Below are 12401 nucleotides of genomic sequence, written 5' to 3'. Positions count from 1 at the left end.
TTATACTCGGGGCATAGCGCAGTCTGGTAGCGCATCTGCTTTGGGAGCAGAGGGTCGGGAGTTCGAATCTCTCTGCCCCGACCATAATACATGCGTCCGTAGCTCAACGGATAGAGCACCTGCCTTCTAAGCCGGTGGTTGCAGGTTCGATTCCTGCCGGGCGCGCCATACTATTGATACAATGGTGAGCGTAGCTCAGTCGGTAGAGCTCTGGATTGTGGATCCAGTGGTCGTGGGTTCGAGCCCCATCGCTCACCCCATTCTATAATTAGGGGTAAAATAAAAAAAAGTGGGTCGTTAGCTCAATTGGTAGAGCAGCTGACTCTTAATCAGTAGGTTCTGGGTTCAAGTCCCCGACGGCCCACCAGTTTGAATTAAAGCGAATGTGGCGGAATTGGTAGACGCGCTGGATTTAGGTTCCAGTGGGGAAACCTGTGAGAGTTCGAGTCTCTCCATTCGCACCAACTAGGAAATAATATGAGTTATGAAGTTAAAGAAATATCGCAACTAGAGAGAGAAGTAGTATTTTCTGTTTCTTGGGAAGAGTTTGATAAATCTATGCAAAAACAGCTAGTCCATTTGAAACAAACAGTTGCGATTGATGGTTTTAGAAAAGGTAAAGTTCCAGATGAAATATTACTAAAGAAATATACCGAAACCTTACAAGATCAAGCAATTAAAGATATTTCCTTACGATGTTGGAGCGATTATTTGGCTTCAAATAAAAACATTGTTCTTGCAACTCAGCCGATGTATAATCCAAAACTAGATATAAAAAATAAAATTTTAAGCATAGATTATTTTTATGAACTTTCACCCGAAATTAATTTACTTTCATTAGAAAGCTTAGAAATTACCAAGTTTGAGTACTCAATAAATCAAAGCGATTTTACTTCAATGAAAGAAAAAGTTATTAAAGAACATGGTAATGATCAAAGTCAAATAGCATTTGAAAAATTGGGCTTTATTGGTGATGACGCCGAGCAAAAATTTGATTTAGCAATTAAGCAAACGTTACTCCAAGAAGTCGAATTTAAATTGTTTCAGAAAAATAAAGAATCAATTCTTGAAGCTTTACTTAACGAATTTCAATTTTCACTACCTCCTTCAATCTTAGCTAAAGCAATAACAACTGAAGAGCGTCGTTTAGGACATGAATTACATGAAAAAGCAGGTCATACTCATAAAGCCGAAGAGCCATGTGATAAGCATGTTGAACTGGATTCCTTTACTAAAACTTTAATTGAGAAACGATTAAAGTCAGACTGGATTTTGAAACATATAGTAAATAATTTTAACATCATTCCAAAACAAGAAGTTATTAAAAAATTAATATCTCAAACTGCACAAAGCACCCAAGATCCTGAAAAAGCCATAAGGCAATTAGTGCAGAATGATTATTGGAGAAATTACTTTTTTACTATTGCCCTTGAAATAGAATTTGTAGACCATATATTTAATAGAGTTAAGATAGTCAGTAAACCAGTTAAATTAAGTGATCTCATAGATACTAATAATAAATGAATAAAACTTTTTCACAGTATGTTCCAATTGTCGTAGAGCAATCCTCACGAGGTGAAAGGGCATTTGATATCTACTCTAGATTGTTACGTGAGCGTTTAATTTTTTTAGTAGGGCCTATTGATGATTATGTTGCGAATGTAGTTGTAGCCCAGATGCTTTTTTTGGAATCAGAAAATCCAAAAAAAGATATCTATCTCTATATAAACTCTCCAGGTGGATCGGTGTCTGCGGGTATGTGTATATATGATACTATGAAATTTATTTCACCTGATATCAGCACACTATGTATTGGTCAGGCTGCAAGTATGGGAGCTTTGCTTTTAGCGTCAGGTAAAAAAGGGAAAAGATTTGCTTTACCCAATTCCAGAATAATGATCCATCAACCCTTGGGAGGCTTTCAAGGCCAAGCTTCTGATATTAGTATTCATGCCCAAGAAATTATTAAAATAAAAGCTGTGCTGAATACTATATTGGCTGAGCATACTGAACAACCTCTTCAAAAAATTGAACAAGATACTGACAGAGATTATTTTCTTAACAGTACTGAGGCTTGTGCGTATGGTATTGTCGATAAGGTTTTGAGCACTAGAGTTGCTTCTGGCGACGCAGGTTCGGTATAATCTATATGGATTCTGATAATAAATCAACACATTTTGTTTGCTCGTTTTGTAGAAAATCTCAAAGAGAGGTTAAAAAACTAATTTCTGGCCCGCAAGTTTATATTTGTGATGAGTGTATTGTTATGTGCACTGAAATACTTTCCGAAGAGCTTAATAATAGTAAAGACACCTCCACTTCCTTTGAAAGTTTTTTGCCAAAAGATGTAAAAGAGTATTTAGATCTTTATGTTATTGGACAAGATTTTGCTAAACGTGTTTTAGCAGTTTGTGTTTATAATCATTATAAGAGACTTTACCATCAAACCGACAAGGACACACAAGATGTCGAGTTGGGTAAAAGTAATATTTTACTTATTGGCCCAACCGGATCCGGAAAAACTTTATTAGCTGAAACATTGGCAAAAAGATTAAATGTGCCTTTTGCGATTGCTGATGCAACTACGCTCACCGAAGCCGGATATGTTGGTGAAGATGTCGAAAATATTCTCCAGCGACTTTTACAAAATTCAAATGGCGATGTACTGAAGGCACAAAAAGGCATAGTGTATATTGATGAAATAGATAAAATTGCTAGAAAATCTGATAATCCATCAATTACAAGGGATGTTTCAGGCGAAGGGGTTCAGCAAGCATTGCTCAAATTAATTGAAGGTACTGTGTCTTCTGTGCCACCCCAAGGCGGGAGAAAACACCCGCATCAAGAGTTTATTCAGATTGATACTAAAAACATTTTATTTATTTGTGGCGGAGCTTTTTCTGGTTTAGAAAAAATTATCAAGCAGAGAAGTTCAAAGAGTGGAATTGGATTTATTTCGAACGACACAAGTAACAATACTGATATGCCAGATAAAGATATATATTTTATGAAAGATGTACAATCTGATGACTTAATTAAATATGGCCTAATTCCTGAGTTTGTAGGCAGGCTTCCAGTCGTTGCTGTGTTGGATGAGCTTGATGAATCAACACTTGTAAAAATACTAATTGAACCAAAAAATTCTATCGTAAGACAATTTAAAAAATTATTTTCTATGGATGGCGTTACATTAGATTTTTCAGAGTCTGCTCTTATAGCAATTGCTAGAAAAGCCCTTATTAATAGCACTGGAGCAAGAGGGCTACGATCTATAGTTGAGAAAATTTTACTTGATACAATGTACGATCTTCCACATGATAAAGGCACTACAAAAATTGTAGTGGATGAAAAATGCGTTTTAGAAGAAATCAAACCTCTTTGTATTCATGATGAAATCAAACCGCAACAATTTTATAGTGAGTTTAAACAAGATAATTCAATTTATGAAATCGAAAAAAAAGCAGTTTAAATTAGTAATTTAATGTCTGATTATTTGCATATTCCGTATTTACCCTTGCGAGACGTTGTGCTTTTCCCAAATACAACTATAGATATAATTGTTGGCAGAGAAAGGTCGGTAAAATCAATTTTTGAGTCACAGCGTGATAACAGACCAATAATTGTAAGCCTTCAGACCGATCCAGAAACTGAGTTACCACAATTTGAAGAAATTTATGTCGTTGGTGTGTTAGCTACAATAATTAAAGTAATTAAGTCTGGAACAGGTACTTATCGAGTGACATTGGAAGGGCATTATAGAATGCTAATTGAGGATTTGTATGATTTTGGTTATCTTAATGTTAATGCTCGTCAATTTAAACACCACGATTCAGGATCAATTCTGACTGATGCACAAAGAGGAGAGTTGTTAATAAGTTTACAAAATCTATTGACAATTATTCCAAATGCTAATAATGATCAATTGATAACCCAGCTGGAGTCTATTGATAGCGATGAGGTTTTACTTAACACAGTGTCAGCTAAACTTGATGTTGATGTTTCGCAAAAGCAAGAGCTACTTTCAATAGAAACAATTCAAGAGCAGTACGAAATGATATTAGATTTATTAAAAAATACTGTCGACTCATTGCTTTTAGATCAAAAAATTAAACATAAAATATTTAGCCAAATTGAAAAAAATCAAAAAGATTATTTTATTCATGAGCAAATTAGGGCATTGCAAAAAGAGCTAAGTGATGAGTATCAAGAAAGTAAAGATTTTACAGATTTGGAACAACAAATTATTGATTCTAAAATGTCAGTAGAAGCGTCAGACAAAGCAAGGAAAGAATTAGCTCGACTTAAAACATTTTCAGCCTCGTCCCCAGAAGCCTCAGTCGTAAAGACGTACCTCCATCATCTTATTCAACTTCCATGGCAATTAAGATCTAAGTTATCGAATGATTTGAATAAAGCAAAAAGAATTTTAGACAGTGAGCATTATGCATTAGTTGAATTAAAAACCAGAGTGCTTGAATATCTCGCTGTTCAAAAACGGACTAATAAAACTGCAGGATCCATATTATGCTTTGTTGGTCCTCCAGGAGTTGGAAAAACATCTCTTGCTAGGTCGATCGCACTGGCAACAAACAGGGAATTTATCAAGTTTTCGGTAGGAGGCGTTAGAGACGAGTCAGAAATTCGAGGGCACAGAAGAACTTATATAGGTTCAATGCCAGGAAGAATTATTCAAAATTTAATAAAAGTAAAAGTAAAAAATCCAGTTATACTTATTGATGAAATTGATAAGATGGGAAGTGATTTTAGAGGAGATCCAGCATCTGCATTGCTTGAAGTGTTGGATCCAGAACAAAATTCACAGTTTGTAGATCATTATACTGAGGTTTCTTTCGATCTTTCCGAAGTACTTTTTATCACTACCGCAAACACTCTTGATATGCCAAAGCCACTACTTGATCGTTTGGAGATTATTCACTTGTATGGATATAGTGACCACGAAAAATTTCATATCGCAAATAACCATTTAATTCCAAAGCAGCAAAAACTACATGGAATTCAAGCTAACGAACTAGAGCTTCATCAAGAGGTCATATATGAGATTATACAGTTCTACACGAGGGAATCAGGTGTTCGACAATTAGAACGATCAATTGCCAAAATTTCTAGGAAGCATGTTTTTGAACACCAGAACGATGTATCTTTGCGTGATGAACTTAAAGATAAAATTAAAAAAACATTATTAAAATCAGATGTTAAAAAATATTTAGGTGTTAGAAAATATAGGTATCAATTTGATAAACCAAATTCAATTATTGGTCAAGTCACAGGCTTAGCATGGACGGAGTTTGGCGGTGATATTCTTCATATTGAAGCGACAACAATATTTGGCAGAGGTGGTACTCGATATACCGGTTCATTAGGAAATGTTATGAAAGAATCCATAGATACCGCCCTCACAATAATTAAAAGACATATCCATGATTTTGATAAGACTATCCCACTGCATTATTTTAATGAACATGATTTCCATGTCCATGTACCAGAGGGTGCAATTCCAAAAGATGGTCCATCAGCTGGCTTAGGGATGACTGTTGCGCTTTTCTCTGCAGTTTTAAATATTCCTGTATACTCAGATGTGGCTATGACAGGTGAAGTAACTTTACGAGGATCAATTTTGCCTATAGGTGGATTACGTGAAAAGCTACTTGCTGCGCAACGGGCAAAGATTAAAAAAGTTCTTATTCCTGCGGAAAACGCCCATCAGCTTGAAGATATTCCAGATGATATAAAATCAGGACTTGATATTATTCCGCTTCAATGGTTCGAGGACTCTTTTATCCATTTGTTTAATACTGAAGGTAAAAAAATCAAGATACTTACAAATAAGGCTGCTGACTATAGAAATGAAAATTCTACCTTTTCTAATCTCCATACAAGTCAATAAAATCGCATATAATACCTAAACTAAAAACCAATATTGGGTGCTTAGCTCAGCGGTAGAGCATCGCCCTTACAAGGCGGGGGTCGTAGGTTCGAATCCCACAGTACCCACCAAGATGGAGTGGTAGTTCAGTTGGTTAGAATACCGGCCTGTCACGCCGGGGGTCGCGGGTTCGAGCCCCGTCCACTCCGCCACATCTTGAAATTAGAATAACCAAGGTTTAGTTATTTTATTTTTTCTTTCATGCTCATCAATGGTGCTTGTAAAATTATTGAGGAGACTTGATATCGAATCTTCACCCAGAATAAATTTATTTTTCACTTCTTTTTCTATATTAAAATTTATTTTTCCAAAAACAGTGCTTATTATCTGAAGATCAATGTCTATGGAGATTCTATTTTTACCTACTGTATTTTCAGAAAACAGCAAAACGACATCTTTCGAAACAATGATTGGGAGAATGAGATTTGCAATACAGTAGGTAAAAATAGAATCTCCATAGACATTGATCTTCAGATAATAAGCACTGTTTTTGGAAAAATAAATTTTAATGCCCATACTGCATGCTCCCTTGATGAGCCGCAACCAAAATTCAACCCTGACACCAAAATAGTTATTTCTTGAAAATTAGGTTGATTAAGGATAAAAAGGGGATTTGGATCACGTGTGATAGTGTTGTTGTATCTTTGATTTGCAAATAAACCTATACCTAGACCTCGTTTAGAGGGTAGTTTCATTTCCGAAGATGGTATAATTTGATCAGTGTCTACATTGTCTTTGATGAGAGGGGCGTAGTTCCCTTCAATGATTGTATTAGCTATAATTTGATTATTCACTTGATTATTTTAATGTAAAATATAAATCACTATGGAACGCTGGAAAAAATTTTTCTCAATTTTTGTAATTACAATAGTATTAATTCCTTTTACTTTTTGGGGGGTTTATGGTTATTTTGACTATAACTTTCAAGAGGGTATTATTGGAAAAATAAACGGCAAAAAAATCACTTTATCTGATTTAAAAGAAACCCAGTCTGAAATATTGTCCCAAGTTATTTCAAACAATCAAGGTAAAATTCCTGATGAATTACAAGACCCTAAAAAACTTGAGTCCTTAGCGTTGGCAGGGTTAATGGATAAATTATTATTTGAGTTTGCCGCAGATAAATTTAATATGAACATTACCGATGAATACTTAAAAGAGTCAGTTGAGAAAATACCTAACTTTCAAACAGATGGAAAATTTGATTATGCAAAATTTAACAGTTTTATTATTGAAAGTGGGCTAACGATTGAATCTTTTGTTAACCGATATAAAAATTTAATAAAAAAAGAACAAATTACAAAAACTTTAACCAAATCAGAATTACCAAACAATTGGGAAATTAAACATTTAATTAAATTATTAAATGAAAAAAGAAACACAACCTTATACTTTATTTCTGCAAAAAATTTAATTGCTGATGTCGAACCTTCTGAAAAAGAATTGCAAGATTACTATTTAAAATATTCTGAAAAATTTAAAACAAAAGAATCGCTTGATGTTAAGTATGTGGTGCTAAATAAAGACGAACTTACAAAAAATGTTCAAATGCCCAGCGAAGAAGAAATCAAAGAATTTTATAAAATAAATTTTGCCAATCAAGAACTTGTGCAAAAACGAAAAGCAGCTCATATTTTATTAACCTTACCTAAAAGCGAGAAAAACGAAGAGGAAGTTATTAATAAATTACAATCCATAAAAAAGAATACTAATTCGTTAGCTGAATTTAACAAAATAGCAGCTACTATATCTGAAGATATCGCAACTAAAAATATGGGCGGCGATCTTGGTTGGCTTGGTAAAGGCGACACAGATCCTGATTTTGAAAAATCACTTTTCTCTTTAACTTTACAAAATCCAATAAGTAATGTGATAAAGTCGCAATTTGGTTATCATTTAATTTATTTAGAAAATATTAAAAATGGGCAAGTAGCTCCACTAGATGAAATGAGACAACAAATTTTATTATCTTTGATTGATGAACGGAAAAGCAATATCTATGCTGAAAAATTAGATTTATTACAAAAAATGCTACAAAAGACATCTCAAAATCTAGAAATCATCGCATCTTCATTTAATGGCAATCTATTAAAAACTAATTCTATGGATTACAGCAAAGGGGACGGTCATTTCACTAACAACATTTTAAGAAAACAGGCTTTTAATTTAGCAAAAACGAACCCTCAAGGCATGAGTGAAATTGTAACCTTATCTGATGATTCGGTAATGGTTTATCAAATAAATAATTATTCACCGTCGTATATTCCTAAATTAGATATGGTTAAAAATGAAGTAATTGTCGCTTGGAAATATGAAAAAGCTACTTTAGCCGCATCTAAACTTGCAGACGAAAAGCTGAGTAAAATAAATCAACCATCTGTAGAAATTAAAATTATTGAAAATATACTAAGTAGTAATATTATTAAAATTGGTGATATTGCTGTGTATCGACTCAATCCTCAATTACAATTACCAGATGATTTTTTTAATGTACTTTACCAACTTAATGCCAAAGGAGATAAATCAAAGTATTATAAATTTGCCCTACCACAAGGTGATGTTTTGATTTATAACTACCATGATATAAGTCTGCCAAGTGAACAATGGGTTTCAGATATTTTTACGATTAAAAACCCTAAAGATTATTTAGAAAAATTGAGAAATAAAAAAGATCCTACCAAGGATGAGACTGAGATTGCTTTCACCTTACAATCTATAACTGTTTTTGAAAACTTAATTCAAAGTGTTGGTATTGATTCCCTTGGGAATTATTTGCGTGATAACGCGGAGGTAGTTTTAAAGCCCGAGTATGAAAAATTGTTAAATACTAACTAATATCTGATCTATTGTCATCATTTTTGATGTTGATTCCCATGCAATGCGATCCATTATCAACATGAATTATTTCACCACTAATTGCTTGAGAAAGATCGGAGGCTAGAAATACGGCAACATTACCGACATCTTCAATAGTAAGTGATTTTTTTAACGGTGAGTTTTCTTTTGTTGCTTGAATCATTTTGCTAAGTCCGGTAATGCCTGAAGCCGCTAATGTTTGTATTGGACCTGGTGAGAGGGCATTTACTCGTACCCCATCACTACCAAGTGATGCTGCAAGATATCGAACGCAAGCCTCAAGTGAAGCTTTGGCCACGCCCATAACATTGTAGTTAGGTATAACTTTTTCAGATCCATAGTATGTCATTGTAATTATACTTGCTGATTGAGATTTCTTTAATAGGGGTAATAAGAATTTTGAAAATGCTACAAGTGTGTATGAACTGATATCATGCGCGAGAAGAAAACCACTTCTAGTTGTGACATCATGAAATGCCCCTTTTATTTCATCTCTATTAGCAAATGCGATAGAATGGACAAATACATCAATACGTTCTGTAATACTTGCAATGTCAAGACTTAATTGTTGTAATTGATCGTCATAAGCAGCGTCACAAATAAAAATTGTATGTTTTTTATTGTGATATTTACCGCACTGAAGAATTAATTCTTCAGCCCTTGATTTGAATCTTTCACTTTGAATAACAACGATAAGTGTGGCGCCATGTCTAGCGCATGCATGAGCTACTCCGTAGGCAATTGATCTTTGATTTGCAACACCTGTGATAACGATTACTTTATCATGTAACATAATGTTTATTATACCCAATAAATTATGAAGAATTTATTATTTTTATGCTATCTTTTCGTATGTTGGCAAAGTGCACTTGCTAATTATTTTATAGCAATAAGTAGCACGCCAAAATACCAATTAAATGATACAAAATTTTCTTATGTTCAAAAGAATATTAATACTATTGGCGCAGTCTCTCTTCCAGCAATTGGATATTTTGATAGCTTATACCCGTTTGCATTAAAGAACCAAGGCGCGATGGCTTCTGATTACTTGCTTTATGATACCTTGTTTTCTCAAAGCATGGATGAGCCTTTAGTAGCTTATGGCCTGATTGCTAAGTCTGTCTCAATAAGTGAAGATGAAAAAAAAGTTGTTTTTACACTTAATCCTAACGCAACTTTTAGCGATGGTTCTAGAATTACTGCTGACGACGTGGTTGCATCATATAAAATTTTAGTCTCTTCAGGATCACATCCTAGGTACATTAATTATTATAAAGATATTTTGGCTGTGCAATCAAATGCTTTGCATACGGTCGAATTTATACTTCGTAATAAAAATCCCGAATTACCATTCATCATAGCGACTACTATACCTATTTTTTCTAAGCAATGGATTGCTGATGGAGTAGTGAGCACATTATCAAACAAACAACCAATTAGTTCAGGTGCGTATCTTGTCGATAAGTATCAATTTGGTAAATTTATTGTTTATAAAAGAAACGAGAACTATTGGGCTCGATCATTGCTAGTTAGGAACGGCATGTTTAATTTCTCTAAAATTACATTCAAGTATTTTAAGGACCCAACCATTGCGTTACAAGCCTTACAATCTGGCGATATTGATTGGATAAGTGAATCTAATTCAAAAAGATGGGCTACCGCATATAATCGAGGAGGATTTATCACAAGTTCGTTAGTTGCTAGAGAGTTCCATTATGATAACAATGCAGGCATGCAAGGGTTTAGTTTTAATTTACGAAAATTAAAATTTCAAAATAAAAATGTCCGAAAAGCAATTGCGTTGTTATTTGATTTTGAATGGGCAAATCGACATCTTTTTTATAATCAGTATGTTAGATCTGCTAGTTATTTTAGTAACAGTATATTTGGTGCAAAATCAAATATTCAAATCCCAGAATCAATAAAAAATGAATTTGGCAATGAAGTATTGTATGATTCTGCGTATTATGAAAAAATACTTTCTTCAGATTTTGAAAACAGACTCAAAGAATCTTTACGACTAATGGAAGATGCAGGAGTAAAAAGCATGAATATTGAATTACCACTTGTGCAAGGTGGTTTTGAGAGAATACTTCACCGTTATGCGTATTATTTATCACTTATTGGTGTAACGCTTCGATATAAAGTTTATGATTTTGCTCTCTATCAGCAAAAAATAAATAAATTTGACTATGATATGCTTGTAGTTACTTTTCCATCTGGCGAGCGACCGGGTAATGAGTTGTATAACTATTTTCACTCCAAATCTGTAAATATTGAAGGTCAGGATAATTATACCGGTATAAGCAATACGACTGTAGACAGATTAATCGATATTGTGGTTAGGTCGAATAATTCTTCGGCACTTCTAAAATCTACAAATTTACTTGATCGTGTGCTTATGAGTCAATGGTTGGTTGTACCCAACTGGTATTTAAATTATCATCGGGTTGCCTATTCCAGTTCACTTAAACATCCTAGTGTGTTACCTAAATATTATAATGCGTTAGAATGGATGCTTACAACTTGGTGGATTGAGAAATGACACTAATTAAGTATGTGGTAATTCGTATTTTATTAATGATTCCAACTTTGTTTGGAGTAATATCCATAACATTTTTGATAATACAATTTGTTCCAGGCGGCCCTGTCGAACATTATCTAGCAATGCAAAAGTTGAACGCCACAGGCGAAGTTTCTACCGCACTAACTTCTAAAAATAAAGTTATTGAATACCAAACTATAAGTGAAGAACAAGTTGAAGCCATTAAAAAAATATATGGATTTGATCAACCTTTATTAACTCGCTACGCAGCAACGGTAAAAAATTTAATTTTATTTGATTTTGGAGTATCTTATTATCAACAGGGTTCTGTCGCTTCTGTGATTCTTACGAAGCTACCTGTCTCAATTAGTTTGGGTGTGTGGACTTTCTTACTTACCTATTTATTTGCAATCCCTTTAGGAATTTCTAAAGCAATTCGTGCTGGATCTGTGTTCGACAACGCTAGCACAACTTTATTGCTTATCATGTATTCAGTTCCGGGATTTATTCTAGCGATTGCTCTTATTGCGTTATTTGGAGGAGGGGGAGCGCTACCGTTATTTCCTTTAAGAGGAATCACATCAGATAACTGGGAAGAGTTAACCATGATAGGTAAGCTCCTTGACTATCTTTGGCATATCTTTCTTCCTATTGTATGTTTGTCGTTATCGGGCTTTGCTTTTATTTCTTTGTTAACTAAAAATTCAATTTTAGATGAAGTTGAAAAACAATATGTTTTAATTGCAAGAGCAAAAGGTTTAACAGAGTCTAAAGTATTTTATAGACATTTACTTCCAAATGCATCTATTCCGATTTTAACTGGTTTTCCAACTCAATTTTTATTTGCATTTTTTTCTGGTAATTTACTCATTGAAATAATATTCTCACTTGATGGGTTAGGGTTGTTGGGTTATGAGGCAGCCATTAATAGAGATTATCCCATACTACTTGCACTCATCTTTCTTTTTTCTATCGTTGCATTAGTGGGAAAGCTTATTACCGATATTCTGTATATAATAGTCGATCCAAGAATAAATTTTAATAGTCACAAATAAA

General features: G+C 33.9%; 10 protein-coding genes and 7 tRNA genes. 14 read left to right on the top strand and 3 right to left on the bottom strand.

The features are described 5' to 3' along the window. Positions 1-7: 7 nt before the first annotated feature. The 11 genes from QM538_01885 to QM538_01835 all read left to right on the top strand — a co-directional run bounded on the left by QM538_01885 (position 8) and on the right by QM538_01835 (position 6096). Positions 8-84: transfer RNA gene (locus QM538_01885), tRNA-Pro, on the top strand. 8 nt (positions 85-92) lie between these two features. Then, positions 93-168, top strand: a tRNA-Arg gene (locus QM538_01880). 16 nt (positions 169-184) lie between these two features. After that, positions 185-260: transfer RNA gene (locus QM538_01875), tRNA-His, on the top strand. 31 nt (positions 261-291) lie between these two features. Next, positions 292-367, top strand: a tRNA-Lys gene (locus QM538_01870). Between the two features lie 12 nt (positions 368-379). Further along, positions 380-464 (top strand) — tRNA-Leu (locus QM538_01865). Between the two features lie 13 nt (positions 465-477). Then, complete coding sequence (locus QM538_01860; protein MDI9347233.1) at positions 478-1524, top strand: trigger factor family protein; 1047 nt, start codon at positions 478-480, stop codon at positions 1522-1524. Continuing rightward, on the top strand, positions 1521-2144 hold the full coding sequence (gene clpP / locus QM538_01855) for an ATP-dependent Clp endopeptidase proteolytic subunit ClpP (protein MDI9347232.1): 624 nt from the start codon (positions 1521-1523) through the stop codon (positions 2142-2144). Before QM538_01860 ends, clpP begins: the two co-directional genes overlap by 4 nt. Positions 2145-2149: 5 nt before the next feature. Beyond that, positions 2150-3469 (top strand): ATP-dependent Clp protease ATP-binding subunit ClpX, encoded by a 1320-nt coding sequence (gene clpX / locus QM538_01850; protein ID MDI9347231.1) that lies wholly within the window; start codon positions 2150-2152, stop codon positions 3467-3469. A gap of 12 nt (positions 3470-3481) precedes the next feature. After that, complete coding sequence (lon, locus tag QM538_01845) at positions 3482-5905, top strand: endopeptidase La (protein MDI9347230.1); 2424 nt, start codon at positions 3482-3484, stop codon at positions 5903-5905. 35 nt (positions 5906-5940) lie between these two features. Beyond that, a tRNA-Val gene (locus tag QM538_01840) sits at positions 5941-6015 on the top strand. Between the two features lie 4 nt (positions 6016-6019). Beyond that, positions 6020-6096: transfer RNA gene (locus tag QM538_01835), tRNA-Asp, on the top strand. 10 nt (positions 6097-6106) lie between these two features. Here QM538_01835 and QM538_01830 read toward each other — a convergent pair. Both QM538_01830 and QM538_01825 read right to left on the bottom strand, forming a co-directional pair. Continuing rightward, positions 6107-6460: a hypothetical protein gene (locus QM538_01830; protein MDI9347229.1), complete on the bottom strand. Its 354-nt coding sequence runs from the start codon at positions 6458-6460 to the stop codon at positions 6107-6109. Then, complete coding sequence (locus QM538_01825) at positions 6415-6738, bottom strand: hypothetical protein (GenBank protein ID MDI9347228.1); 324 nt, start codon at positions 6736-6738, stop codon at positions 6415-6417. The genes QM538_01830 and QM538_01825 overlap by 46 nt, the downstream gene beginning before the upstream one ends. A 31-nt stretch (positions 6739-6769) precedes the next feature. Between QM538_01825 and QM538_01820 the strand changes: the two genes are divergently transcribed. Next, on the top strand, positions 6770-8779 hold the full coding sequence (locus tag QM538_01820) for a SurA N-terminal domain-containing protein (GenBank protein ID MDI9347227.1): 2010 nt from the start codon (positions 6770-6772) through the stop codon (positions 8777-8779). Here QM538_01820 and QM538_01815 read toward each other — a convergent pair. Continuing rightward, entirely contained in the window at positions 8772-9593 is an 822-nt protein-coding gene (locus QM538_01815) for an enoyl-ACP reductase (GenBank protein MDI9347226.1), read from the bottom strand. The genes QM538_01820 and QM538_01815 overlap by 8 nt on opposite strands. 24 nt (positions 9594-9617) lie before the next feature. Between QM538_01815 and QM538_01810 the strand changes: the two genes are divergently transcribed. Together QM538_01810 and QM538_01805 are read left to right on the top strand one after the other, a co-directional pair. Then, positions 9618-11345 (top strand): extracellular solute-binding protein, encoded by a 1728-nt coding sequence (locus QM538_01810; GenBank protein ID MDI9347225.1) that lies wholly within the window; start codon positions 9618-9620, stop codon positions 11343-11345. Continuing rightward, a complete protein-coding gene (locus QM538_01805; GenBank protein MDI9347224.1) occupies positions 11342-12400 on the top strand; it encodes an ABC transporter permease subunit in 1059 nt (352 codons plus the stop codon). Before QM538_01810 ends, QM538_01805 begins: the two co-directional genes overlap by 4 nt. Position 12401 lies beyond the last annotated feature (1 nt).

This window comes from Candidatus Methylacidiphilales bacterium, assembly GCA_030054035.1.
Lineage (GTDB): Bacteria > Pseudomonadota > Gammaproteobacteria > JASGCS01 > JASGCS01 > JASGCS01.
Note: the sequence above shows the minus strand (reverse complement) of the source record. Positions and strands in the feature narration are given on the sequence as shown.

What these genes read in the sequence shown, in the direction of transcription:
- QM538_01860 (MDI9347233.1), top strand. Translation starts at nt 478, where the DNA reads ATGAGTTATGAAGTTAAAGAAATATCGCAACTAGAGAGAGAAGTAGTA.
- clpP (MDI9347232.1), top strand. Translation starts at nt 1,521, where the DNA reads ATGAATAAAACTTTTTCACAGTATGTTCCAATTGTCGTAGAGCAATCC.
- clpX (MDI9347231.1), top strand. Translation starts at nt 2,150, where the DNA reads ATGGATTCTGATAATAAATCAACACATTTTGTTTGCTCGTTTTGTAGA.
- lon (MDI9347230.1), top strand. Translation starts at nt 3,482, where the DNA reads ATGTCTGATTATTTGCATATTCCGTATTTACCCTTGCGAGACGTTGTG.
- QM538_01830 (MDI9347229.1), bottom strand. Translation starts at nt 6,460, where the DNA reads ATGGGCATTAAAATTTATTTTTCCAAAAACAGTGCTTATTATCTGAAG.
- QM538_01820 (MDI9347227.1), top strand. Translation starts at nt 6,770, where the DNA reads ATGGAACGCTGGAAAAAATTTTTCTCAATTTTTGTAATTACAATAGTA.
- QM538_01815 (MDI9347226.1), bottom strand. Translation starts at nt 9,593, where the DNA reads ATGTTACATGATAAAGTAATCGTTATCACAGGTGTTGCAAATCAAAGA.
- QM538_01810 (MDI9347225.1), top strand. Translation starts at nt 9,618, where the DNA reads ATGAAGAATTTATTATTTTTATGCTATCTTTTCGTATGTTGGCAAAGT.
- QM538_01805 (MDI9347224.1), top strand. Translation starts at nt 11,342, where the DNA reads ATGACACTAATTAAGTATGTGGTAATTCGTATTTTATTAATGATTCCA.